The following is a 23,544-nucleotide window of genomic DNA, read 5'->3' on the forward strand; positions in this document are numbered from 1 at the left end:
TCAGCCTCCTGAGACGATGCGGTCCACGAAACCGTAGGAGAGCGCCTCGTCGGCATCGAACCAGCGGTCCCGGTCGGCGTCGGCGGTGATGCGCTCGACGCTCTGGCCGGTCTGGCGCGCGGTGATCTCGGCGATGCGGCGCTTCATGCGGCCGAAGACCTCGGCCTGGATGGCGATGTCGGTGGCGGCGCCGCCGATGCCGGCCGAGGGCTGGTGCATCACGATGCGGGTGTTGGGCAGCAGGTAGCGCTTGCCGGGGGTGCCGGAGGAGAGCAGGAACTGACCCATGGAGGCGACGAAGCCGAGGCCGTAGGTGGCGACGTCCGGCTGGACGAGCTGCATGGTGTCGTAGATGGCCATGCCCGCGGTGACCGAGCCGCCGGGTGAGTTGATGTAGAAGGTGATGTCCTTGGCCGGGTCGTCGGCGGCGAGCAGGAGCAGCTGGGCGACGATCCGGTTGGCGACTTCGTCGGTCACCTCGGAGCCGAGGAAGACGATCCGGTCGCGCAGGAGCTGGTGGTACACCGATTCGTCGGGGGACTGGGCGGGGGCGTGCATGTCGGGCACGGCGAGAAGGGTCATGGGCCGACGGTAGGGCGCATGATCGGGTTCGCGGGGGTGGTTTCGCTGTGGGCGTGAGGTGTTCGCCGGGCGCGAAAGGGGCCGCCGTCCATTGCGGACGGCGGCCCCGGTTCGGTGGGTGGGCTCAGATGAGGCCGAGCTTCTGCACGGTGTCGCGTTCCTCGACGAGTTCGGCGACGGAGGCGTCGATGCGGGCGCGGGAGAAGTCGTCGATCTCCAGACCCTGGACGATCTTGTACTGGCCGTTCTCGGCGGTGACCGGGAAGGACGAGATGAGGCCTTCGGGGACGCCGTAGGAGCCGTCGGAGGCGACGGCGGCGGAGGTCCAGTCACCGGCCGGGGTGCCGTTGACCCAGGTGTAGACGTGGTCGATGGCGGCGGAGGCGGCCGAGGCGGCGGAGGAGAGGCCGCGGGCTTCGATGATGGCGGCGCCGCGCTTGGCGACGGTGGGGATGAAGTCGTTTTCGAGCCAGGCCTGGTCGACGGCGTCGGCGATGGCCTTGCCGCCGAATTCGGCGTGCTGGACCGAGGGGTACTGGGTGGCGGAGTGGTTGCCCCAGATGGCGACCTTCTTGAGTTCGGTCACCGGGACGCCGAGCTTCTTGGCGAGCTGGGCGAGGGCGCGGTTGTGGTCGAGGCGGGTCATCGCGGTGAAGCGGTCGGCAGGCACGTCGGGGGCGTGCGAGCGGGCGATGAGGGCGTTGGTGTTGGCCGGGTTGCCGACAACGAGGACCTTGATGTCGTCGGCGGCGCCGGCGTTGATGGCTTCGCCCTGGGGCTTGAAGATGCCGCCGTTGGCTTCGAGGAGGTCGCCGCGCTCCATGCCCTTGCTGCGGGGGCGGGCGCCGACGAGGAGGGCGATGTTGGTGCCTTCGAAGGCCTGCTTGGGGTCGTCGAAGATGTCGGTGCCGGCGAGGAGGGGGAACGCGCCGTCTTCGAGCTCCATCGCGGTGCCCTCGGCCGCCTTGACCGCCTGCGGGATTTCGAGCAGCCGCAGCTTCACCGGGACGTCCTGGCCGAGGAGCTGACCGGACGCGATGCGGAAGAGCAGCGCGTAGCCGATCTGGCCGGCGGCGCCGGTGACGGTCACGTTGACGGGGGCTTGGGTCATTGCGGTTCTCCAGCTTGAGACGACTTTGGCTTCTGCCTGTGAGCCTATCCCTCCCGGGCGTTGCCGTTCGGGTGCGTCCAGTCACTCCTGCTGGATCGATCAGGTGTCGGTCACGTTGGCGGCGAGCCGGGTGAGGAGGTCGGCGAGCTGGGCGATTTCGGTGTCGGTGAGGCCTCGGCGCATGCGCTGGTCGTGGGCGATGGCGGCGGTGGCGAGGCGGTGGAAGAGCTGTTCGCCGTCGTCGGTGAGTTCGACGAGGTGGACGCGGCGGTTGGCGGGGTCGCGGCGGCGGGTGACGAGGCCGGCGTCTTCCATGCCGTTGAGGTGGTGGGTGAGGGTGGCGCCCTGGATGCCGACGGCGTCGGCGAGTTCGCGCTGGTTGGCGACGGCTCTGGTTTTGAGCGAGATGAGGATCTGCCAGACGGGCTGGGAGCCGCCGGCGGCGGCGAGGGCCTGGTCGAAGGCGCGGGCGGCGGTTTTGGCGGTGCGGGCGAGGACGACGCCGATGGGGGCGGTGGCGGGTTGGGGCACGGGGTGACCTTAGCGCAGATGCCGAGAAGTCTAAGCGTTTGACATCTAATGGTTAGACTTCTAACGTTAAGGCATCGACCGGAAGGGGAACGCGATGAGCGTCGAAGAGCAGGTCCGCGAGTTCGGCCGGGTGTGGGCCGCGGCGGAGGAACGCGGCGACACCGAGGTGCTGGCCGGGCTGGCCACCGAGGGGTTCCGCCTGGTCGGGCCGCTGGGGTTCGTGCTGGACCGCGAGCAGTGGCTGGCGCGCTACCGCGACGGCGGGCTGGTCACCGAGAAGCTGGCCTGGTCCGGCGTCGAGGTCCGCGGCTTCGGCGGCACGGCGATCGCGATCGGCGTGCACGAACAGGTCGCCACGCACCGGGGGAACCCGGTGAACGGCCGCTTCCGCGCGACGCACGTGCTGGTCCGTGAGGACGATCGGTGGCGGCTGGCGGGGATCCACCTGAGCCCGATCGGTGCGCCGTTCGTCCCGGGTGGTGGCGCGCGATGAGCGTCGAACTGAATCACACGATCGTGTGCGCGACGGACCGGGAGAGGTCGGCGGAGTTCCTGGCCGGGATCCTGGGTCTGCGGACCGGTCCGGTGGCCGGGCCGTTCGTGCCGGTGCGGCTCGCGAACGGCGTCACGCTCGACTTCCTGCAGGTGGACCGCGTGACCAGTCAGCACTACGCGTTCCTGGTCGGCGACGCGGAGTTCGACGCGGCGATGGCGCGGATCGAGGCGGCCGGTGTCCCGTTCTGGGCGGACCCGTTCCACGAGCGGCCCGGCGAGATCAACGGCCTCAACGGCGGACGCGGGGTGTACTTCGCCGACCCCGACGGCCACAACCTCGAGCTGCTGACGAGGGAGTAGTCGTGCGGGTGAGCATCGGGGTCACGGACTTCTCGTGGCCGGACGACCTGACCGGGGAGCTCGCCGCCGTCGCGGTGGCGGCCGAGGACGCCGGGCTGGACACGCTGTGGGTGCCCGACCACCTGCTGCAGGCCGATCCGAACAGCACGCCGGACTCGGCGATGCCGGAGTCCGGCACGACGCTGGGTTTCCTGGCCGGGCGGACGAGCCGGATCGGGCTGGGCACGATGGTGTCGGCGGTGACGTTCCGGCCGCCGGCGGTGCTGGTCAAGGCGGTCACCACGCTGGATGTCCTGTCGGGCGGGCGGGCGGGGTTCGGGATCGGTGCCGGGCACCACGACGGTGAGGCGCGGGCGATGGGGCTGCCGTTCCCGCCGGTGGGCGAGCGGTTCGCGCGGGTGGAGGAGACCGTGCGGCTGGCGTTGCGGATGTGGGCGGGTGACGAGTCGCCGTTCGAGGGCGAGCACTACCGGCTCGAGCGTCCGGTCGGGAACCCGCGGCCGGTGCGGCGGCCGCCGATCCTCGTCGGCGGGGCGGGTGAGCGGCGGACGCTGCGGCTGGTGGCGCGGTACGCCGACGCGTGCAACGTGTTCGACATCCCGGACGGCGGGCGGACGGTGCGGCACAAGCTCGCGGTTCTGCGGCGGCACTGCGAGGAGGTGGGCCGGCCGTACGGGGAGATCGAGAAGACGATCAGCACGCGGCTGGCGCCCGGTGAGCCGGCGGAGTCGCTGGCGCGGCGGTGCGCGGAGTTCGCCGGGTGGGGCATCGACCACGCGGTGGTGATCACGGCCGGGCCGTGGCCGGTGGCGGGGGTGCGGACGCTGGGCCGGGCGGCCGCGCTGATCGCCTGAGCCGGACGTCACGCGGGTGATCGCGGGCGGGCGCCGGGGGAGCGGGGGTGCGAAATCGTTTTCTCCGCGCATTTATTCGCGACCGCCGGAATGGCGTTTACGAAAATTGTCGAACTGTGAGCAATGCCGCTTGGTGGGACGAGTGACCAGCGTTGCTCCGTTCAGCGGGGTTTGCTTCCATGATCCTTCCGCTACCATGGTCCGGCCCCCGTCCCCAATTTGAATGTATTGGGAAGGATTCCGATGCTGTCTGCGGTCGTTGCTGCCGTAATGGCGCTGTCCTCTGTGGTCGCTCCTCATGCGTGGAGCACTCCTCCGCCGCCCGACAAAATCGTGATCGACGTCGCGACCGTCAACGGCACCGGCTGTCCGCCCAACTCGGCCGCGGTCTCGGTGTCGCAGGACAACACGGCGTTCACGGTAACTTACAGCACTTACACGGCGCTGGTCGGTGTCGGCGCCGGTCCGCTGGATGCCCGGAAGAACTGCCAGATCGGCCTGCGGGTGCACGTGCCGCAGGGCTTCACCTACGGAATCGCGTCGGCCGACTACCGGGGATTCGCGCACCTGGAGCGTGGCGCGACCGGCCTGGAAAGAGCGAACTACTATTTCCAGGGTAATTCGCCGACGGCCTATCTCCAGCATTCGCTGGCGGGTCCGTTCGAGAACGACTGGCAATTCACTGATTCCACGGAAGTCGGTGCGATCGCATTCAAGCCGTGTGGCGAGGAACGCAACCTGAACATCAACACGGAATTGCGGGCCGCGGCCGGGACGTCGGATCCGAAGAAGACGACCAGCTACGTCACGATGGACTCGACCGACGGCAGCATCACGACCACCTACCACTTCGCGTGGCTCACCTGCCCGTGATCGGCTCCGGGTGACCGGAGGTCCAGAGGGGCGGCGCGGCCCGAGAAGCCGCGCCGCCCCGGTCAGGCCTTCGCCGGGGCCCGGGGATCGGTGGCTTCGACGCCGAAGACGCGGCCGAGGGAGACGAGGGCCTCGTCGAGGTGGCTGAGGCTGGACAGCACGGCCCGGGTTTCGGCCGCTTCGACGCGGTCGGAGACGGGAGTGCCGTCGTCGCGCACGAGCGTGCCGGGTGTGGGGCCACCCGGGGCGTTCAGCGCTTTGCGGAGCACGTCGATGTTGGCCAGCAGCCGTCCGGTGAACTGCCCGAGCCGGTCGGCGTCGGCGCCGGTGAGCTGGCCGGGCTGGGCGCGCGCGGCGACGTGGCGGGCGCGGAAGGCGATGGTTTCGAGGGTGGTGAGCACGTGCCAGCCGTAGTCGCGGCGGGCGCTGCGCAGGTTCACCGGGTGGGTCAGCGGTTCGATGGTGGTGCGGACCTGCTCGACGCTGCGGTCGAGGTCGCGGGAGAGTTCGATGATGTTGACGTTCTCCTCGCCGGCGAGCAGGCCGCGGGTGTGCTGCAAGAACTCTTCGAGGTCGTCGAGCACTTCGCCGACGTCGTCGAGCATGACCGAGCGGGTGCGCACCGGGACGATGACGACGGCGGCGAGGATCCCGGCCGCGGCGCCGACGGCGGTCTCGGCGACGCGGATCCAGAGCACTTCGAGGCTGAACGTGCCGAGCAGGCTGTAGAGCAGGCCGAGCATGCTGGTGACGAAGAAGGCCATCACCACCTGGGACACCCGCGCGGTGTAGACCATCCCGAACACGCACACGAGGATGAGGCCGAGGGTGGCGGCGGTGTTGCCGCCGACCAGGAGTGCGAGCAGGACGCCGCCGACGATGCCGATCAGGGTGCCGCCGAGGCGGCGGACGCCCTTGACGAAGGTGGCGCCGGCGCTGGAGGCGCCGATGAACACCACGAACACGGTGAGCACGGCCCAGTACCAGCGCTGGTGGGAGACGAGTTCGCCGCCGAGCACGGCGAGCCCGCCGCCGACGACGGCCTGGATCGCGCTGCGGGTCCGGTTGTCGTAGGCGAACTTCGGGGCCGGTTCGTCGTCTTCGTCGTCGGTGAGCGGGTCCGCGGTGGCTTCGGGGGCGGCGGCGCGCTGGGCACGGTCGTCGGCCAGCGCGAGTTCGGCCAGTGCCTTGCGGACGCCGTCGCCGGGGGCGGCGTGCTCGTCGATCCGGCTGCCCTCGACGAGCATCCGGCTGTACTCGCCGGTCTCGCTGATCAGCGGGAGTTCCCGCGGGTCGCGTTCCATGAGGGCCCGGAAGCGGGCGAGCCGGGCGATGAGGTCGTCGCGGACCTCGGCGGTCAGTTCGTCGGAGCAGGTGCGCTGGACGGTGCTGGCCAGCCAGCCGACGGCGAGTTCGACTTCGATGGCGCGGCGGCGCAGCACGTCGGCGGCGCGGGCGTCGACGACGTCGGGGGCGGCGTCCTCGATGAGCAGCACGCATTCGTGCAGCCGGGCCAGTGCCGACCGCAGCTGCTTGCGGGTGCGCTCGCTCCCGTTGACCGCGAGGTAGGCCTCGGTGGCGCGGACGACGGCGCCGAGGCGGGCGCGGAACGCGCGGCGCACGCGCAGGAACTCGGCTTCGGCGTTGTGCCGCAGCAGGACGAACCGGACGACGGCGTTGGCCAGGACGCCGACGCCGAGGGCCGTCAGCAGCTGCGGGACCTGCTTGACGTGGGCCTGCAGGAACATCGGGAAGAAGAACAGGAAGAAGGCGATCGAGCCGAGCGCGGTGCCGCGGGCGCCGAAGCGCTGGGCGTAGACGGCGACGAAGATCAGCAGGACGAACACGACGCTGTCCAGCGGCGGCAGCGTCGAGCCGAGGCTGGCCACGGTGATCGACGCGGCCCCGGTGAGGAAGGCCAGGACGAGGGTGACGCCCTGGCCGCCGGGGGTGGGGTCGTTGACGGTGAACGCCGTCATCATCGCGGCGATGGCGCCGACCAGGGTGACGGTGAGCGGGACGTGCGCGGGCAGCAGCGCGGCGACGGCGAGCACGATGCCGAGCACGGCGGAGCCGGCCAGGCGCAACCGGACCAGGCCGGGGTCGGCCGCGACGAGCCGGTCGAGAGCGGCGGTGCGGAACCGGTTCATCGGGCGAGGAGCTCCCACTGGGCGAGGGTGGCGCGGCGGCCGCGGGTGGCGGTGATCCGCAGCCGGTAGCGGGCGTGCGCGGCCGGGGTGGCGAGGACGAACGGGCGGGTCTGGCACCGCCAGCGGAACAGCTCGCCGTCGCGTTCGTCCAGCGTGGTCCATTCGACGCCGTCGTCGGAGCCTTCCAGCACCCACGCGCTCGCGTCGCCGCGGCGGGCGCCGGACGTCAGCGTGTACATGGTGACTTCGCGGGGTTCGCCGGTGACGGTGAATTCGATCTCCGGGGTGGCGCTGCGGAAGGTGACCTGGGTGCGGGTGGTGTCGTCGAACAGCGCGGCCACCTTGGTGCCGTCGGAGCTGGTCGCGGTGCCGGTGAGGTCGGTGACCGGTGCCGGGTGCTCGGCCGGGGGCGGCGGGGCACCCCAGCCGGCCGGTTCGGTGCCCAGGTCGAACACGAGCTCGGCGCCGTCGGCCAGGGTGGCGTGCGCGATGGACGTGCTTTCGTGCGGTTCGCCGTTGACCGTGAGCCCGCGGACGTACACCGTGTCCTCGGTGTGGCCGGGCGCGTGGACGACCAGCTTCTTGCCCCCGCCCAGGTGCACGGTCGCCTTCTCGAACAGCGGCGAGCCGAGTGCGTAGCGCGGGCTGCCGACGGCGAGGGGGTAGAAGCCGAGGGCGCTGAAGACGTACCAGGCGGACATTTCGCCGTTGTCCTCGTCGCCGGGGTAGCCCTGGCCGATCTCGCTGCCGAGGTAGAGCCGCCGCAGCACCTCCCGCACGACGGCCTGGGTCTTCGCGGGTGCGCCGGCGAGGTTGTAGACGTAGGGGATGTGGTGGGAGGGCTGGTTGGAGTGGCCGTACTGGCCCATCCGGACGTCGCGGGCCTCGGTCATCTCGTGGATCAGGCCGCCGTACGCGCCGGGACGGCGGCCGGTCTCCGGTGTGGCGAAGAAGGTGTCGAGCTTGGCTTCCAGTCCCGCGGTGCCGCCGTGGAGGGCGGCCAGGCCGGGGCCGTCGTGCGGGGCGGTGAAGGCGGTGTTCCAGGCGTTGGTCTCGACGAAGTCGCCGCCCCAGGCGGCCGGGTCGTAGCCCTCGGGGGCGAACTTGCGGCGGCCGTCGCGGTGGCGGCCCTGGAAGAAGCCGATCTCCGGGTCGAAGTGGTGGACGTAGTGCTTCGCGCGCTCGCGGAAGTAGGCGGCGTAGTCGGCGTACATCCCCGCTCGCGCTCCGGCACTTTCCCGTGAAAGTGCCTCCGCGAGGTTGGCCAGGCCGAAGTCGTTGATGCAGCCTTCCAGGGCCCAGGACAGTCCTTCGTGGACCGACACCGGCGTGTAGTGCAGGAAGATCGACTCTTCGAGTCCCTTGCGGCCGACCGCCCGGCGCGGCGGGGTGACGGTGGCGTTCTTCAGCCCGGCGTCGAAGGCGGCCTCGACGTCGAAGCCGCGCACGCCCTTGAGGTAGGCGTCGGCGAAGGCGACGTCGGAGCTGGTGCCGGTCATCAGGTCCGCGTACCCGGGGGAGGACCAGCGGGCGATCCAGCCGCCTTCGCGGTACTGCTGGACGAAGCCGTCGATCATCCGGCCGCAGCGTTCCGGGGTGAGCAGGGCGTACGCGGGCCAGGTGGTGCGGTAGGTGTCCCAGAAGCCGTTGTTGACGTACAGCTCGCCGTCGACGACCTTCGCCCCGGTCCGACGCCGGGTGCTGGGCCACCACCGGCGCACGACCGGGCTGGCGTGCCGGATGCCCTTCGGCGTGTTCTCGTGCGCCTCGTTCGGGTACAGGAACAGCCGGTAGAGGTTGGAGTACAGCGTGGTCCGCTGGTCCTCGGTGGCGCCTTCGACCTCGACCCGGCCCAGCTCCTCCTGCCACCGCCGCCTGGCCTGCGCGGCCACCTGCTCGACCGTCGACCCGGCCGGGATTTCCAGCTCGAGGTTGCGCTTGGCCTGGGCCAGGCTGATCAGCGACGTGGCGATCCGCAGCGTGACGTCGGGGCCGTCGAACTCGAAGTACCCCGAGACCCGCCGCCACGGCGGGAAGCGGAGCTTGGCGCCGCGGGTGGCGGGGGCGTCGGTCACGGCGTAGACGAACATCCGGCGGGCCCCGGCCGACAGCCGGCTGCGGACTCGCGTGTAGCCGGTGATCACGCCGGTGTCGGCGTTGATGCGCAGCCGGCCGCGGTTGCGGACGTTGTCGAACAGCAGCCAGCCGTGCTTGGTGGGGAAGGTGAACCGCATGATCGCCGCGTGCGAGGTGGGCGCGAGGTCGGCGGTCATCCCGTTGGCGAACCGGACGCCGTAGTGGTGCGGCGAGTCGGTCTCGTCGTCGTGGGAGAAGGCCAGGGCGCGCTTGCGGCGGTCGCGTTCGACCGGGCCGGTGCCGGGCATGAGGTGGAAGGTGTGCCGGTCGCCCATCCACGGGCTCGGCTGGTGCGACAACGCGAAGGCCTGCAGCGCGGGCCGGTTCTGCTCGTCGTTGTGGCGGTGGTAGGAGTACAGCCAGTTGGTGACGCCGGCGTCGGTGACCGGGGTCCAGAAGTTGAACCCGTGCGGCACCGCCGTCGCCGGGATGTTGTTGCCGCGGGAGAACTGGTCGCTGGAGTGCGTGCCGCGGGTGGTGCGGACACAGTCGACCGGGTCTCGCGGCGGCTCGGGGCGTTCGGCGATCCGGACGTCGTCGAGCCAGCCGGTGATGTCCCCCGGCGCGTCGGTGCGCAGCACGATCCGGGCGATCCGGCGTCCGGCGAACGTCCCCAGCGGACGGCGGACGGGGTTCCACTGGTCCACCCACAGCGTCTTGTCGTCCACCGGGTCGAACCCGGCGCTGGTGCCGTCGGCGAACTCGACGTCGAGGCTGACGCGGGTGGCGTGGTAGGCGGGGATGTCGCCGTCGGCCACCGGGAAGACCACATAGGACAGCTCGGTGCGGCCGGTGACGGGCACGTCGAGTTCGAACAGGACGGCCCGGGGCCGGGCGGTGTAGCGCAGGGCGCGCGTGCCGGTGAAGCCGGCGCCGGTCCTGGCCGTGGGGGAGCGGTCCGGGCCGCTGCCGACCTGCAGGCCGGTATCCGCCGGCTGCGGGTCACCGGTTTCGAAGGACGAGAAGAACACGGCGTCGGACATGCGCCCACCGTAACCGCCGCCGAACGGCCCAGCGTGCTGAAACACTGCTGCCCGCGCCGGGGTGCGGGCAGCAGTGTCCTCATCAGGCGACGGCGGTGCCCTCCAGCTCGACCAGCTGGCCCGGGATCGCCAGCCTGCTCACCCCGAGCATCGTGGTGGCCGGGGCCACCCCGGCCGCGCCCAGCCGCGCCGCCAGCACGCCGTAGTGCGGGAACAGCCCGTCGACGTCGGTGGTGTAGACGGTGAGCCGGACCAGGTTCGCCAGGGACATGCCTGCCTCGGCGAGCACGGCTTCCAGGTTGTCCACGCTCAACGCGAGCTGGGCGGCGATGTCCCCCTCGTGCCGGGGCTTGCCCTCGGCGTCCATCGACGTCTGCCCCGAGCAGTACAGGGTGCGGGTCTGCCCGGAGACGACCTCCCCCTGGTTGAAGCCCAGCTCCAGCGACCACGTCACCGGGTTGACCGCCGTTCGTTCCAGTGCCACATCAGCTCCGTTCGTTGCGAGTACTGCGCCGGGGAGCTTTCCGGGCAATCACGACATCTTGTGTCGTGTATTCGCTACGGTTCTGCGGGTGCGTGCCGATCGCCTGGTGTCCCTGGTGCTCTTGCTGCGCCGGCGCGGGCGGCTGACCGCGGACGCGCTGGCCCGCGAGCTGGAGGTGTCCACCCGCACGGTGCTGCGCGACATCGACGCGCTGTCGGCGGCGGGCGTCCCGGTCTACGCCGAACGCGGCCGGCACGGCGGGTTCGCCCTGCTGCCCGGGTTCCGGACCGAGCTCACCGGGCTGAACCACGACGAGGCACTGGCCCTGCTGACCACCGGGCGAGCGTTCGGCCTCGGCCCGGCGCTGGCCTCGGCGATGCGGAAGGTGGCCGACGCCCTGCCCGAAACCCAGGTGGCCACGGCCGAGCGGTTCCTCGTCGAACCCGAGACGGACCTGCTCTCCCGCCGTCCCGTCGTCGACGAGGCCGACCCGGCGACCATGGCCGGGGTCCGCCGCGCGGTCCTGAGTGGTCGCCGGCTGCGGATCCACTACGCGGCCACGGGCCAGGACCCGCAGTGGCGCACGGTGGACCCGATCGGCCTGGTCACCGTTCGCGACCGCGGCTACCTGCTGGCCACCAGGGCGGGCGCGGACCGGACCTACCGGCTGTCCCGCATCCTGGCCGCCGAGCCGCTGGACGAACCCGCCGAACGGCCGGCCGAGGTCGACCTGGCCCGCATCTGGCACCAACGCTGCGCCGCCTTCCTGGCCGACGGCCACCTCACGGCGCGGGTCCGGGTCCGCCCGGCCCGCAGGGAAGACCTGCTGGGCACGGCGGTGGCGGTCCGCGCCGAGGAACCCGAGGACGACGGCTGGCTGCGGTTCGAGGTCACCTACCAGGACGCCTGGCACGCGGAGTGGGCGCTGTGGCAGCTGGGCACGGACGCCGAAGCCCTCGCACCCCCGTCCCTGCGCACCGCCCTGCGGGACCGCGCCACGGCGATCGCCACCCGCTACGCCGACCCGGCCTAGCGTTGCAGTGAATGACTCATTCCTGGCGTCGGACGCCAGGAATGAGTCATTCACTGCAACGGTTCCGGACGAAAAGAGTGAAGGCCACCCCGAGTGACCGGAGTGGCCTTCACCGCACTACCGCAAGGGCTACATCTTGGCGCACTGCCCGGCGACCGGGCCGCGCACCGTGTTCGGCAGGTCGTGATCCGTCGGCGCCGGGTTGTTCACCGCGCACGCCAGCGGGCCGCCCACCGTGCTCGACGTCAGCACCGGCCCGTGGTTGCCCGTCAGCGCCACCGGCCCGCCGATGTCGGTCAGCTCGATCGACACCGTCCCGGTCGCCCCGGTGATCGCCACCGGACCGGCCACCTTCGTGCGGTTCAGCACCACCTGAGCCGCACCCGTCGCCGCCAGCGGGCCCTTGATCTGGCCGCCGCGGACGATCAGCGAAGCGCCGCCGGTCACCGTGACCGGGCCCGACACCGTCGCGTTCTCCAGGCACACCGTCCCGCTCGAAACCGACAGCGGACCGGACGAAGCACCCGTGATCGTCTTCGTGCAGGCCGCGTCCGGCTTGCCCAGCAGCTCGAACTCGGCCAGCTGCGCCGGGGCGCCGGTGCTGGTCGCGGTCACCTCGAGCCGGTAGTAGGCGTAGTGCGCCGGGTCGGCCACCTTGAACGCGCGGGTCTGCTGCCGCCAGCTGAACGCCTGGTTCTCCTGCCGGTCGGCCACCGCCCACGTCTTGCCGTCGTAGGAGCCCTTCAGCACCCAGCTCTTCGGGTCACCCGCACCGGTCTGGGACGTCAGCGTGTAGTGCGTGACGGCCTCGTCGGTCGAGTTCAGCTGGTACTGCACGGCCCCGGTGACCGCGGCCTGGGTGCGCGAGGTGTTGTCCACCAGCGCGGCCGCGTTCGAGCCGTCCGAAGTGGACAGCGTCCCCCGGCCCGGGCCGGTCTCGTCGTGCAGCGGCGCCGGAGCGGCGTCACCGGTCGTGATCGACTTCGGCGCGTCGTCCGGGCCGGTGCCCCACGCCGAGGGGTTCGGGCCCATGTCGAAGTCGATGACCCCGCCGCGGGCGATCAGGTCGTGCGGCAGCGACGTCGAGGAGTACGCCTTGCCGTTGACCTTCACGCCCTGGACGTAGACGTTCTTCGCGCTGTTCTTCGGCGCGTTGATCACCAGGTCCTTGCCGCCGGCCAGGTGGATCGTCGCCTTCTTGAACAGCGGCGACCCGATCGCGTAGTTCGGGCTGCCCATCTGCAGCGGGTAGAAGCCCAGCGCGCTGAACGTCCACCACGCCGACTGCTCGCCGTTGTCCTCGTCACCCGCGTAGCCCTGGCCGATCTCGCTGCCGGTGTAGAGCCGCGAGAGCGCCTCGCGGACCTTCGCCTGCGTCTTGGCCGGCTGGCCCGCGTAGTCGTACATGTAGAGCGTGTGGTGCGAGGCCTGGTTGGAGTGCCCGAGCTGGCCCATCCGCACGTCGCGGGCCTCCCGCATCTCGTGGATCACCCCGCCGTAGGAGCCCGGGAAGTTCGCGGTCTCCTGGTCGGCGAAGAACGCGTCCAGCTTCTTCGCCAGGCCGGCCTTGCCGCCGTAGAGGTTCGCCAGGCCCTGACCGTCCTGCGGCACGGAGAACGCCATGCCCCAGCCGTTGGTCTCGGTGTAGTCGATGCCCCACACCCGCGGGTCGTAGTCCTGCGGCGACCGGCTGAACTTGCCCGCCGCGTCCCGGCCCTGGAAGAACCCGACACTCGGGTCGAACAGGTTCACGTACTGCTGCGCGCGGCTGGTGAAGTACTCGTAGTTGGCCAGGTACTCCTGCTTGCGCGGGTCGCTCGCCGGAGCTTCGTCGTAGAGCTTCTTCGACAGGTTCGCGATGCCGAAGTCGTTGACGTACCCCTCGATCGACCACGAGAACCCGTGGTCGGCCGTGTTGGGCGAGTAGCCGAGGAAGATGCCCTCGTCGATGCCCTTGCGGCCGACCGCGTTGTTCGGCGGGGTCACCGTCGCGTTCTTCAGCGCCGCGTCGTAGGACGCCTTGACGTCGAAGTTGCGCACGCCCTTGAGGTAGGCGTCGGCGAACGCCACGTCCGAGCTGGTGCCGGTCATCAGGTCGGCGTAGCCGGGGGAGGACCACCGCGAGATCCAGCCGCCGTCGCGGTACTGCTGCACGAACCCGTCGACCATCTTCCCGGCCATGTCCGGCGTGAGCAGCGAGTACGCCGGCCAGGTCGTGCGGTAGGTGTCCCAGAACCCGTTGTTGACGTAGGTCTGGCCGTCGACGATCTTCGCGCCGGTCTGCGTCGGGGTGTCCGCGCCGGCCTTCGGGGAGACGAAGCTCGCGTACTGGTACTTGGGCTTCTCCGGGGTGCCGGTGTTCTCGAACCCGGAGTTCGGGTAGAGGAACAGCCGGTAGAGGTTGGAGTACAGCGTCGTGAGCTGGTCCTTAGACGCGCCCTCGACCTCGATCACCTTCAGCTGGTCGTCCCACAGCCGCTGGGCGGCGTCGCGGACGGTGTCGAAGGTCGCGTTCGGCGCGATCTCCTGGGCCAGGTTCTTCTTGGCCTGGTCCACGCTGATCAGCGACGTCGCGATCCGCATGGTCACCGTCTTGTCGGCGCCCGCGGCGAACCGCAGGTAGCCGGTGACGTTGTCGCGGCCCTGGCCGGTGATCTTCCCGCCCGCGGTGACCGGCTTGTCGAAGGTGGCGTAGACGAACATCCGCCCCGCCCCGGCCGACAGGCCGCTCTTGACGTCGGTGTAGCCCGACAGCGTGCCGCTCGCGGTGTCGAGCGTCAGCCCGCCCTGGTTCTTGTAGTTGTCGAAGATCAGGCTCGAGTCACCGCCCGGGAAGGAGAACCGGAACACCGCCGCGTGGTCGGTCGGGGCGATCTCGGTCTTGATCCCGTTCTCGAACTGCACGCCGTAGTAGTGCGCGCGAGCGGTCTCGTTGTCGTGCTTGAACGCCAGCGCCCGGGCGTCGCGGTTGGCGTCCGGCACCCCGGTGGCCGCCGACGGCATCACCTGGAAGGTCTGCCGGTCGCCCATCCACGGGCTCGGTTCGTGGCTGACGCTGAACGCCTGCAGCTCCGGCAGGTTCTGCTCGTTGTTCTGGGAGTGGTAGTTGTACATCCACCGCACGTCGCCGTTGTCGGCGTTCGCGTCGGTCACCGGGGTCCAGAAGTTGAACCCGTGCGGCACCGCGGTGGCGGGGAAGTTGTTGCCGCGGGAGAAGGTGCCGTTGGCCATCGTGCCGCGCGTGGTGAGCACGTTGTCGGTCGGGCGGGTGCTGGCCGGCGGCGTCGGCGTCGCCGAGATCTTCACGTCGTCCAGCCAGCCCTGCAGCGAGCCGGGACCGTCGGGGTTGTCGAAGCCGACCAGGATCCGGTCGATCGTCTTGCCCTTGGCCACCGTGCCGATCGCCGAGCGCACCAGGTTCCACTGATTGGTGTAGAGGACCTTGCTCTTGCCCTGGCCCTCCGGCGTCAGCGGGAACCCGTACTGGTCGGTCGCGCCGAGGTCGCGCAGCCGGGTGCCGTCGGTGAAGACCAGGTCGATCGCCACGTTCGTGCTCTGGTACTTCAGGTCACCGGTGATGAACTGCGGCTGGACCTTGTACGACAGCTCGGTCGAGGCCACGACGGGGAGGTTCACGTCGAAGACCTTGTTGTAGGAGAAGCCGTGCGGCTGGGTCTGGCTGCCGGAGTAGCGGAACGCCTTCAGGCCGGTGAAGCCGACGCGGTTCTTGTTCGTGTAGCCGGTGGTCGGCCCGGAGTCGGTGAAGGTGCGCATGTTCGGCAACGGCGGCGGCGCGGGCTCGTCGTTGGCCAGCAGCAGCTCCGAAAGCTGCAGGATCGGGCCGCCGTTGTTGCGCGTGATGACCAGCCGGAAGTACCGGTAAGCCGCGGTCGGCGCGGCCAGCTTGTAGTCCTTCTGCTGGAACCGCTCGGTGAACGCCTGATCGGCCTGCTTGTCCAGGTCGGTCCACGAGCTCGCGTCGTCGGAGCCCTGCAGCGTCCAGTCACGGGGGTCGCGCTCGGCGAAGTCGTTGGCCGAGGAGATCGCGTAGTGCGTGATCGACGTCGGCTCCGACAGCGTGATCTGCGCCGAGGCCGTCGGGTCCCAGGACAGCCACTTCGTGTCGGTGGTGCCGTCGACGAGGTTGGCGACGACCTCGCCGCCGCCGGTGTTCTCGCTGGTGGCGCTGGTTTCGGTCACCTTGCCCCGGATGTCGCCGGGGATCGCGGTGCCGTTCGCGCCGTTGATCCCGGACGCGCGGGGCTTGCCCGCCGCGTCGGTGTCGACCGTGTCGGTCCACGTCGGCTGGACGTCACCGGGCTCGAAGGAGGACGAGAAGTCGGGCGGAAGGGCGTCTTCGGCGGCGGACGAGGCCGCGGGGAGGGCGACCAGGCCGGCGGCGACCACAGCGGCGGTCACCAGGAAAGCGACCGGCGGTCTGGCGCTTCGGGGCATCGTTGCTCCAAGCTCGGAGGGCGGATTTCAGCAGCGCCGCGCAGGCGGGGACCGGCGGCGCCACCGAAGGGAAACGCGCGGGTGACATCGATGTCAAGACCGCTCGCCAAACCTGACCGGAATCAGACAACGCGGAAAACACGGCGGCTTTTCCACCCGCGCGAAATCCCCTCTCCACGGCCCGGCGGCCTCGCTATCGTCACGATCATGACGACACCCGAACCCGCCGACCGCGTCCTCGCCCGCGCTTCCCTCGCCGAAGGCGACCCGACCGCCTGGTTCGACCGGCTCTACACCGCCGCCGCCCGCGGCGAGGCCGAGGTCCCGTGGACCCGCGGCAAGCCGAACCCCGACCTGGCCGCCTGGGTCCGCCCCGGCGACGGCCGCCGGGCCCTGGTGGTGGGCAGCGCGCTGGGCGACGACGCGGAGCTGCTGGCCGCCCACGGCTGGGCCGTCACGGCCTTCGACGTCGCCCCGACCGCGGTCGAGGCCGCCCGCGCCCGGTTCCCCGAATCCGCCGTGGACTACGTCGTGGCCGACCTGCTGCACCCGCCGGCCGACTGGGCCCGCGCGTTCGACCTGGTCGTGGAGATCATCAACATCCAGGCCATGCCGCGGGAGTTCCGGCCCGCCGCCGTGGCGTCACTGGCCTCGTTCCTCGCCCCGGGCGGTACAGCCCTCGTCAGCGAGGTGGCGGAGGAAAATCAGGACATGGCGAACTGGCAGGGCCCGCCGTGGCCGTTCAGCCGCGCGGAGGTCGAATCCGTGGCCCAGGACGGCGTCCGGCTGGTCAGCCTGGAAACCATCCACGACGGCGCCCGCTACTGGGCCACCTTCACCCGCTAGCCCGGTGCCGGCCGGGTGTCGTCCCCACCACGGCCGTGAACGCCGCGATGAAGTGGCTCGGGTTCGCCCAGCCGCACGCCCGGGCCGTGGACGCGGTGTCGTGGCCGTCGGCGAGCAGGATCAGCGCGTGGCCGATGCGCACCTGCGTGCGCCACGCGGGGAACGTCATCCCCAGCTCGTCCCGGAACAACCGGCTGAGCGTGCGCGCGCTCGCGCCGACCCGCTGCCCCAGCTCCGCCAGCGAGGCGGTGTCCCCGGGGTCGGCGTACAGCCGCCGCGCGATCGCCCGCAACCGGTCGTCGCGGGGCTCGGGCAGGTGCAGGGGCTGCTCGGGCGCTTCACGCAGCTCGTCCACCAGGACCCGGCGCAGGCGCGCACTGGCGGCCCGGTCGTACTCGCGCGGGCCGGTGAGGGCCAGCAGCACCTCCCGGGCGAGGGGCGAAGCGGTGAACACGGCGGGACGGCCGGAGACGAGCCGGGCCGACGCCGCCGAGAGGAACACGATCCGCATGTCGGTGTGGCCGTGCGCGCGGTGCCGGTGGACGAACCCGGCCGGCGTCCAGGCCACCCGGTTGGCCGGCACGATCGACGTCCCCCGCTCGGTGTGCACCGACAGCACGCCCCGGGCCGCGTAGACCAGGTGACCGCGGTCGTGGGCGGCCGCCTCGCTGGTGCCGCCCGGCGGCCACAGGTGCACCCCGCCGGACGGCCAGATCCGCGACGTCGGCTCGGCTTGGCGGGTTTCGGGCATGATTTGGCATTCTACCGGTGGTCGGCCACCCGGTCCGGCGGTGACAGTGGACGCATGAACACGATGCGAGCGGCGGTGTGTGCCCGGGCCGGCGGGCCGGAAGTGCTGGAGATCCGGGAGCTGCCGATTCCGGCGGTCCGGGACGGCTGGAGCCTGGTGCGGGTCGAGGGCGCCGGCCTGAACCGGTCGGAGCTGCGGACCCGACAGGGGCACTCCCCGGACGTGGTCTTCCCGCGGGTGCTCGGGATCGAATGCGTCGGGACCGTCGCCGCCTCGACCGACCCGCGGATCCCCGAGGGCACCACGGTCGCGGCGGTGATGGGGGAGATGGGCCGCGCCTTCGACGGCGGCTACGCGGAATACGCCCTGCTGCCCAACCCGCTGCTGATGCCGGTCACCACCACCCTGGCCTGGGACGTGCTGGCCGCGCTCCCCGAGACCTACCTGACCGCGCAGGGCGCGCTGGACGCGCTCGGGATCGGCCCGGGCAGCGCCGGACGGCTGCTGATCCGCGGCGGCACGTCCTCGGTCGGGCTGGCCGCCGCCGCCATCGCGACCGCCCACGGCCTCGACGTCGCCGCGACCACGCGCCGTCCGGGCAAAGCGGCCGCCTTGACCGGCCACGTGCTCATCGACGACGGCGGCCCGCTGACCGGCCTGCCGCGGCTGTGGCCCGAGGGCCCGGACTGGGTCCTCGACCTCGTCGGCGCCCGCACGGCGGTGGACTCCCTGCGCCTGGTCCGCCGCGGCGGCACGGTCTGCGTGGCCGGCTCGCTCAGCGGCTGGATCGTCCCGGACTTCGAGCCCATCGCGAAGATCCCCTCCGGCACCAAGCTGACCGCCTTCCACAGCAACGACCGCCGAGGCAGCACGCACCTGCTGCGGCGGATCATCGGCGAAGTCGAAGCCGGCACCTACCACCCGCACGTCGACCGGGTCTTCCGCCTCGGCGACATCGCCGCCGCCCACCGGTACATGGAGGAGGACCGCGCCGCCGGAAAACTCGTCGTCGTGCCCTGACCCGGTGGCCTAGGCTCGGTGATCATGCCCACCCAGTCACTGCAGATCCCCACCGCCGACGGCCAGGCCGACGCCTTCGCCGCGTTCCCCGCCGACGGCGGACCGCACCCCGGGGTGCTGATGTACCCGGACGGCTTCGGCATCCGGCCCGTGCTGCGGGAGATGGCCGCCGAGCTGGCCGAGCACGGCTACTACGTGCTCGTCCCGAACACCTTCTACCGCCACGGCCCGGCGCCGGTGCTCGAACTCCCCGAGCACATCGGCGAAGAGGCCCGGCCCGCGATCTTCGCCCGGCTGATGCCCATGATCGAGGCGCACACCACCGAACGGATCCTGCGCGACGCCGAGGCCTACGTCGAGTTCCTCACCGCCCGGCCGGAGGTCGGTCCCGGCCCGGTCGCGACGACCGGTTACTGCATCGGCGGCCTCCTGGCCACCCACACCGCCGCGGCTCATCCCGACCGGGTGGCCGCGCTCGCCGCGTTCCACGCTCCGGTGGCCGCCGCCGGACCCGACCGCCTGCACCGGATCACCGCGCGGGCCCACTTCGGCCACGCCGCAACCGACCTGACGCCCGAGGCCCTCGGCGAGCTCAACCGGACCCTGGACGCCGCGGGCCTCGAGTACACCTCCGAGATCTACCCCGGCACGGTCCACGGCTTCACCATGGCCGACACCGACGCCTTCGACCCCGCCGCCCTGAAGCGGCACTGGGAAAGCCTGCTGGCTCTCCTCGACCGCGCCCTCTAGCAGTTCTCGAGGAACCGGGTCAGGACGCGGGTGCCGAAGTGCAGGCCGTCCACCGGCACCCGCTCGTCCACCCCGTGCGCCATCGCCCGGTACGGGAACCCCTTCGGCAGCCACAGCGGCGCGAAGCCGTAGCAGTCGATTCCCAGCTGTGCGAACGCCTTCGCGTCCGTCCCGCCGCCCAGGCAGTACGGCACCACCACCGCCTCGGGATCCTCCGCCTGCAACGCGCTCGCCATCGCGGTGAACCATGGCGAGTCGACCGGCGCCTGCACCGGCGGCTGGTGCGCGACGAACTCGCGCGTCACGCCCTCGCCGAGCAGCTCGTCCAGCACGGCGAACAACTCCTCCTCGGTGCCCGGCAGCACCCGCACGTCGACCTGCGCGGTCGCCGTCGAGGGAATCACGTTCACTTTGTAGCCCGCGTCCAGCATCGTCGGGGTCGTGCTGTTGCGGACGGTCGGCAGCACCAGTGAGCCCGCCGGCCCGAGCGCGGCGACGGCCGCGGCCACGGAGTCCGAAGAGGACAGATCGACCGGGACGCCCAGCGCCGCGCCGGTCCGCTCCAGGAACGCCCGCACCGCCGGGGTCAGCGACACCGGCCAGCGGTGCGCGGCGATCCGGTGCAGCGCACCCACCAGCCGGGTGACGGCGTTCTCGTCGTTCGGGCGCGAGCCGTGCCCGGCCCGGCCGCGTGCGGTCAGCCGCAGGTGCGCCGTCCCGCGCTCGGCCGTCCCGACCGGGTACAGGTGCACGTCCCGGCCGTCGGCCGCGGGCACGTGGTAGGTGTAGCCACCCGACTCGCTGATCGCCGCCGCACACCCCTCGAACAGCTCGGGGTGGGAAGAGACCAGCCAGTGCGCGCCCCACTCGCCGCGGTCCTCCTCGTCGGCGACGAACGCCAGCACCAGCTCCCGCCGCGGCCGCGCCCCGCCGGCCAGCGCCGCGAGCACCATCGCCACGAAGTCCTTCATGTCGGTCGCGCCGCGGCCCCACAGGTACCCGTCGCGCACCTCGCCGGCGAACGGCGGCACCGACCAGTCCGCCGCGTCCGCCGGGACGACGTCCAGGTGCCCCTGCACCAGCAGCGCCGGCAGCGCCGGGTCGGTGCCCGGTACCCGCGCGACCACGCTCGCCCGGCCCGGTGCGGCCTCCAGGATCCGCGACGGGATGCCCAGGCCGTCCAGGAACGCGGCCACGTACTCCGCCGCCGGCCGCTCCGGGTTCGCGTCGTTGTTCCCGCGGTTGGTCGTGTCGAACCGGATCAGGTCCGCGCACAGCTCGACGACGTCAGCCATAGATACCCTGCACCGCCCCCGCCGCGATCGCCGTGACCACCTTGAAGCACTTCATCGCCTCGGTCATGGTCGGCGCGTCGAACCCGACCCGCCGCGTCCCGATCTGCTCCACCGTCGGGATCACCGCCGTCGCCTGGGCCAGGTGGCTGGCGTCGAACTCCACCTCGATCCGGTGCGGGCCGACCTGGCGTTCTTCCCGGCCGGCCCGGCCCACCGCGTCGGCCGCGGCGCCGGTCAGCAGCTCCGCCGTGCGCGCGGGCGGCAGGCAGATCGCCGCGTACCGGCTCACGCATTCCTTCACCTGGACCAGCTCCGCCTCCGGAGCGTAATCACGGGCGTCGTCACACGTTTTGTCGTCACCCGAAACGAGCAGGACAGGGACCCCGTACTCCGCGGCCATGCCCGCGTTCAGCCGGCCCTCGCTCGCCGGGACGTCGTCCAGCCACACCCCGGTGATCTGGTTCTCCAGGTAGGTGTGGGAAAGCACGCCGTCGAAGCCCGCGCCGGCGTGGTAGCCGAGGAACACCACACCGTCCACACCGGAATCGACGCCCTGCATCATCGACAGCGGCTTGTGCCGCCCGGTGAGCATCCGCGCCCGCGGGTCGAGGTCCTCCAGCAGCAGGTTCCGTTGCGAGGAATGGGCTTCGTTGACCAGCACGTCACTCGCCCCGGCCTCGTACAGCCCGGCCAGCACCGCGTTGACGTCGCCGGTGAACAGCCGCCGGAAGCGGTCCCACTGCGGCGAACCGGGCACGACGTCGTCGGTCCAGGTCACGCCGGTGGCGCCCTCCATGTCCGCCGAGATCAGGATGCGCATGCCGCGCACTCTAGCCAGCACGCCCGGGCCCCGGACGCGGAACGCCGCCATTGCCGAATATCACCCAGCGTGACGATCAGGACGTCGATAACGATCGGGCACCTGCCGAGGTGGCAACATATTGCGCGGTTGTCCCGATATGTGGTTACTTCTCGTCCTTGGGGAGGCTCACAAGCGAACGATGGGGTGGTTTTCGGTGCAGGTGCAACACAGAACCGGGCGGCTCGCCCGCGTGGGCGCGGTCGTCGCGGCCGCGACGCTGGCGGCGATCCCGCTCGCCGTTCCCGCCCAGGCCCAGCAGGGCAAGGTGCTGCGGGTCGCGCTCACCACCGGCATCGACCACCTCAACCCGTTCACCGCCGTGCTCTCGGCGTCCACCCAGATCGGCCGGTTCACCTTCGAGTTCCTGACCGTCCCGGACGCGGCGAAGGCCGAAGCCTCGCCCGCGCTGGCCGAGTCGTGGACCCCGTCGCCGGACAAGCTGACCTGGACGTTCAAGATCCGCAGCGGCGTCAAGTGGAGCGACGGGCAGCCGGTCACCGCGAAGGACGCGGCGTTCACGTTCAACCGGATGCTCACCGACGAGAACGCCCGCACCGCCAACGGCAACTACGTGGCCAACTTCGACACGGTCACCGCCCCCGACGACACCACGCTCGTCATCAAGACCAAGACCGTGCAGGTCAACATGAACCTGCTCGACGTCCCGATCGTGCCCCAGCACATCTGGGAACCGGTCAAGGACCTCAAGGACCCCTCGACCGACACCCTCGCCGTCGCCGGCGTCTCCGACGGCCCCTACCAGCTCACCGAGTACAAGCCCAACGAGTACGTCAAGTTCAAGGCCAACAAGGACTACTGGCGCGGCGCCCCCAAGGTCGACGAACTGCAGCTGCTGCAGTTCAAGGACACCGAAGCCGCGGTCAACGCGCTCAAGCAGGGCGAAGTCGACGTCATCAACCGGCTCAACCCCAACCAGTTCACCGCGCTGCAGGGCCAGCAGGGCATCACCACCAACGCCGCCCCCGGCCGCCGCTACGACGAGCTGTCGATCAACTTCGGCGTCACCGACAACGCCAACAACCCGATCGGTGACGGCAACCCGGTCCTCAAGGACCTCAACGTCCGCAAGGCCATCGCGCAGGCCGTCGACACCAAGGCCATCGTCGACAAGGTCCTCAAGGGCCTCGGCCAGGTCGGCGGCGGTGTCGTGCCCGCCGTCTACTCCGCCTACCACTGGGACCCCAGCGACGCCGAGCGCATCAAGTTCGACCTCGCCGCCGCCAACGCCACCCTGGAGCAGGCCGGCTACCAGAAGGGCCCCGACGGCGTCCGCACCGCCCCCGGCGGCGCCAAGCTGGAACTGCGCCTGACCGGCCACGCCAACCGCAGCTACGACCAGGGCGTCGCCCAGTACGTCACCGGCTGGCTCAAGGACATCGGCATCACCGTCAAGCAGGACCTGGTCTCCGACGACGAACTGTCCGACCGCACCCAGGTCGGCAAGTACGACCTCGCCATCGGCGGCTACGGCACCAACCCCGACCCGGACTACGCGCTGTCGCTGCACACCTGCGCCGCCCGCCCCACCGCCGACGGCAAGGGCGGCAGCACCGACACGTTCTTCTGCGACGCCGCCTACGACGAGCTGTACAAGAAGCAGCTCACCGAAACCGACGACGCCAAGCGCGCCGACTACGTCAAGCAGGCCCAGGCCCGGCTCTACAGCCAGGTCCCGACCATCGTCCTGGACTACCAGAACGCCCTCGAGGCCTACCGCTCCGACAAGTTCTCCGGCTTCACCACCCAGCCGCAGCCCAAGGGCGCCATCCTCGAGCAGACCGGCTACTGGGGCGTCTACGGCGCCACCCCCGCCGGCACCACCGACGCCGCCGGCTCCGGCAGCGGCAACACCGTGCTGTGGATCGTCATCGGCGCGGTCGTCGTGGTGGTCCTCGTCGGCGGCGGCATCGCACTGAGCCGCCGCACCAAGACCTCGGAAGACCGCGAGTAGG

Annotated in this window: 19 protein-coding genes; 9 read left to right on the top strand and 10 right to left on the bottom strand. The window is 71.2% G+C overall.

The window, feature by feature from the left end:
* The 3 genes from ACFPLC_RS36680 to ACFPLC_RS36690 form a co-directional block, all read right to left on the bottom strand.
* The gene (locus ACFPLC_RS36680) at window positions 1–582 is read right to left on the bottom strand and encodes a ClpP family protease (protein ID WP_378192705.1); all 582 of its coding nucleotides are present in this window, start codon (window positions 580–582) and stop codon (window positions 1–3) included.
* A 124-nt stretch (window positions 583–706) separates the two neighbouring features.
* On the bottom strand, window positions 707–1,693 hold the full coding sequence (locus ACFPLC_RS36685; RefSeq protein WP_191306007.1) for a malate dehydrogenase: 987 nt from the start codon (window positions 1,691–1,693) through the stop codon (window positions 707–709).
* Window positions 1,694–1,792: 99 nt separating this feature from the next.
* Window positions 1,793–2,224, bottom strand: a complete 432-nt coding sequence (locus ACFPLC_RS36690) for a MarR family winged helix-turn-helix transcriptional regulator (RefSeq protein WP_378192708.1) — start codon at window positions 2,222–2,224, stop codon at window positions 1,793–1,795.
* Window positions 2,225–2,318: 94 nt separating this feature from the next.
* Between ACFPLC_RS36690 and ACFPLC_RS36695 the strand changes: the two genes are divergently transcribed.
* The 4 genes from ACFPLC_RS36695 (at window position 2,319) to ACFPLC_RS36710 (ending at window position 4,806) form a co-directional block, all read left to right on the top strand.
* Window positions 2,319–2,717, top strand: a complete 399-nt coding sequence (locus tag ACFPLC_RS36695; RefSeq protein ID WP_378192710.1) for a nuclear transport factor 2 family protein — start codon at window positions 2,319–2,321, stop codon at window positions 2,715–2,717.
* Window positions 2,714–3,079, top strand: coding sequence for a VOC family protein (locus ACFPLC_RS36700; RefSeq protein ID WP_378192711.1), 366 nt, complete (start codon window positions 2,714–2,716; stop codon window positions 3,077–3,079). The genes ACFPLC_RS36695 and ACFPLC_RS36700 overlap by 4 nt, the downstream gene beginning before the upstream one ends.
* Before the next feature lie 2 nt (window positions 3,080–3,081).
* Window positions 3,082–3,933, top strand: coding sequence for a TIGR03560 family F420-dependent LLM class oxidoreductase (locus tag ACFPLC_RS36705; protein ID WP_378192713.1), 852 nt, complete (start codon window positions 3,082–3,084; stop codon window positions 3,931–3,933).
* Window positions 3,934–4,176: 243 nt separating this feature from the next.
* Window positions 4,177–4,806 (top strand): DUF4360 domain-containing protein, encoded by a 630-nt coding sequence (locus ACFPLC_RS36710; RefSeq protein WP_378192715.1) that lies wholly within the window; start codon window positions 4,177–4,179, stop codon window positions 4,804–4,806.
* A 62-nt stretch (window positions 4,807–4,868) separates the two neighbouring features.
* Here ACFPLC_RS36710 and ACFPLC_RS36715 read toward each other — a convergent pair whose 3' ends face one another.
* The 3 genes from ACFPLC_RS36715 to ACFPLC_RS36725 form a co-directional block, all read right to left on the bottom strand.
* A complete protein-coding gene (locus tag ACFPLC_RS36715) occupies window positions 4,869–6,956 on the bottom strand; it encodes an FUSC family protein (protein ID WP_378192717.1) in 2,088 nt (695 codons plus the stop codon).
* Window positions 6,953–10,075 carry a GH92 family glycosyl hydrolase gene (locus tag ACFPLC_RS36720; RefSeq protein ID WP_378192718.1) on the bottom strand — a complete coding sequence of 1,041 codons (3,123 nt, stop codon included), beginning with the start codon at window positions 10,073–10,075 and terminating at the stop codon, window positions 6,953–6,955. Before ACFPLC_RS36720 ends, ACFPLC_RS36715 begins: the two co-directional genes overlap by 4 nt.
* 82 nt (window positions 10,076–10,157) lie before the next feature.
* Window positions 10,158–10,553 (bottom strand): RidA family protein, encoded by a 396-nt coding sequence (locus ACFPLC_RS36725; protein ID WP_378192768.1) that lies wholly within the window; start codon window positions 10,551–10,553, stop codon window positions 10,158–10,160.
* A 94-nt stretch (window positions 10,554–10,647) separates the two neighbouring features.
* On the opposite strand from ACFPLC_RS36725, the gene ACFPLC_RS36730 reads away from it, so the two are divergent.
* Window positions 10,648–11,592 carry a helix-turn-helix transcriptional regulator gene (locus ACFPLC_RS36730; protein WP_378192720.1) on the top strand — a complete coding sequence of 315 codons (945 nt, stop codon included), beginning with the start codon at window positions 10,648–10,650 and terminating at the stop codon, window positions 11,590–11,592.
* 129 nt (window positions 11,593–11,721) lie between these two features.
* Here the strand turns inward: ACFPLC_RS36730 and ACFPLC_RS36735 are convergent, their stop codons facing one another.
* Window positions 11,722–16,047: a GH92 family glycosyl hydrolase gene (locus ACFPLC_RS36735; RefSeq protein ID WP_378192722.1), complete on the bottom strand. Its 4,326-nt coding sequence runs from the start codon at window positions 16,045–16,047 to the stop codon at window positions 11,722–11,724.
* 207 nt (window positions 16,048–16,254) lie between these two features.
* Here ACFPLC_RS36735 and ACFPLC_RS36740 point away from each other — a divergent pair, with 207 nt between their 5' ends.
* The gene (locus tag ACFPLC_RS36740; RefSeq protein WP_378192724.1) at window positions 16,255–16,893 is read left to right on the top strand and encodes a class I SAM-dependent methyltransferase; all 639 of its coding nucleotides are present in this window, start codon (window positions 16,255–16,257) and stop codon (window positions 16,891–16,893) included.
* Here the strand turns inward: ACFPLC_RS36740 and ACFPLC_RS36745 are convergent.
* The gene (locus tag ACFPLC_RS36745) at window positions 16,883–17,644 is read right to left on the bottom strand and encodes a helix-turn-helix transcriptional regulator (RefSeq protein WP_378192726.1); all 762 of its coding nucleotides are present in this window, start codon (window positions 17,642–17,644) and stop codon (window positions 16,883–16,885) included. The two genes, ACFPLC_RS36740 and ACFPLC_RS36745, sit on opposite strands and share 11 nt — an antisense overlap.
* A 54-nt stretch (window positions 17,645–17,698) precedes the next feature.
* On the opposite strand from ACFPLC_RS36745, the gene ACFPLC_RS36750 reads away from it, so the two are divergent.
* Complete coding sequence (locus ACFPLC_RS36750) at window positions 17,699–18,664, top strand: zinc-binding dehydrogenase (protein WP_378192728.1); 966 nt, start codon at window positions 17,699–17,701, stop codon at window positions 18,662–18,664.
* Window positions 18,665–18,688: 24 nt separating this feature from the next.
* Window positions 18,689–19,414, top strand: coding sequence for a dienelactone hydrolase family protein (locus ACFPLC_RS36755; protein ID WP_378192730.1), 726 nt, complete (start codon window positions 18,689–18,691; stop codon window positions 19,412–19,414).
* Here the strand turns inward: ACFPLC_RS36755 and ACFPLC_RS36760 are convergent.
* Both ACFPLC_RS36760 and ACFPLC_RS36765 read right to left on the bottom strand, forming a co-directional pair.
* Window positions 19,411–20,709, bottom strand: coding sequence for a M20/M25/M40 family metallo-hydrolase (locus tag ACFPLC_RS36760; RefSeq protein ID WP_378192732.1), 1,299 nt, complete (start codon window positions 20,707–20,709; stop codon window positions 19,411–19,413). The two genes, ACFPLC_RS36755 and ACFPLC_RS36760, sit on opposite strands and share 4 nt — an antisense overlap.
* Window positions 20,702–21,529, bottom strand: a complete 828-nt coding sequence (locus tag ACFPLC_RS36765; RefSeq protein ID WP_378192734.1) for a M55 family metallopeptidase — start codon at window positions 21,527–21,529, stop codon at window positions 20,702–20,704. Before ACFPLC_RS36765 ends, ACFPLC_RS36760 begins: the two co-directional genes overlap by 8 nt.
* Window positions 21,530–21,710: 181 nt before the next feature.
* On the opposite strand from ACFPLC_RS36765, the gene ACFPLC_RS36770 reads away from it, so the two are divergent.
* Window positions 21,711–23,543, top strand: coding sequence for an ABC transporter substrate-binding protein (locus ACFPLC_RS36770; RefSeq protein WP_378192736.1), 1,833 nt, complete (start codon window positions 21,711–21,713; stop codon window positions 23,541–23,543).
* Window position 23,544: the final 1 nt, after the last annotated feature.

It is taken from the genome of Amycolatopsis plumensis, assembly GCF_042652605.1.
GTDB lineage: Bacteria > Actinomycetota > Actinomycetes > Mycobacteriales > Pseudonocardiaceae > Amycolatopsis > Amycolatopsis plumensis.

Bases quoted from the DNA above. Each gene is read 5' to 3' on its own strand.
- ACFPLC_RS36680 (WP_378192705.1), bottom strand. From the start codon at position 582: ATGACCCTTCTCGCCGTGCCCGACATGCACGCCCCCGCCCAGTCCCCC.
- ACFPLC_RS36685 (WP_191306007.1), bottom strand. From the start codon at position 1,693: ATGACCCAAGCCCCCGTCAACGTGACCGTCACCGGCGCCGCCGGCCAG.
- ACFPLC_RS36695 (WP_378192710.1), top strand. From the start codon at position 2,319: ATGAGCGTCGAAGAGCAGGTCCGCGAGTTCGGCCGGGTGTGGGCCGCG.
- ACFPLC_RS36700 (WP_378192711.1), top strand. From the start codon at position 2,714: ATGAGCGTCGAACTGAATCACACGATCGTGTGCGCGACGGACCGGGAG.
- ACFPLC_RS36710 (WP_378192715.1), top strand. From the start codon at position 4,177: ATGCTGTCTGCGGTCGTTGCTGCCGTAATGGCGCTGTCCTCTGTGGTC.
- ACFPLC_RS36715 (WP_378192717.1), bottom strand. From the start codon at position 6,956: ATGAACCGGTTCCGCACCGCCGCTCTCGACCGGCTCGTCGCGGCCGAC.
- ACFPLC_RS36720 (WP_378192718.1), bottom strand. From the start codon at position 10,075: ATGTCCGACGCCGTGTTCTTCTCGTCCTTCGAAACCGGTGACCCGCAG.
- ACFPLC_RS36735 (WP_378192722.1), bottom strand. From the start codon at position 16,047: ATGCCCCGAAGCGCCAGACCGCCGGTCGCTTTCCTGGTGACCGCCGCT.
- ACFPLC_RS36740 (WP_378192724.1), top strand. From the start codon at position 16,255: ATGACGACACCCGAACCCGCCGACCGCGTCCTCGCCCGCGCTTCCCTC.
- ACFPLC_RS36745 (WP_378192726.1), bottom strand. From the start codon at position 17,644: ATGCCCGAAACCCGCCAAGCCGAGCCGACGTCGCGGATCTGGCCGTCC.
- ACFPLC_RS36750 (WP_378192728.1), top strand. From the start codon at position 17,699: ATGAACACGATGCGAGCGGCGGTGTGTGCCCGGGCCGGCGGGCCGGAA.
- ACFPLC_RS36755 (WP_378192730.1), top strand. From the start codon at position 18,689: ATGCCCACCCAGTCACTGCAGATCCCCACCGCCGACGGCCAGGCCGAC.
- ACFPLC_RS36760 (WP_378192732.1), bottom strand. From the start codon at position 20,709: ATGGCTGACGTCGTCGAGCTGTGCGCGGACCTGATCCGGTTCGACACG.
- ACFPLC_RS36765 (WP_378192734.1), bottom strand. From the start codon at position 21,529: ATGCGCATCCTGATCTCGGCGGACATGGAGGGCGCCACCGGCGTGACC.
- ACFPLC_RS36770 (WP_378192736.1), top strand. From the start codon at position 21,711: ATGGGGTGGTTTTCGGTGCAGGTGCAACACAGAACCGGGCGGCTCGCC.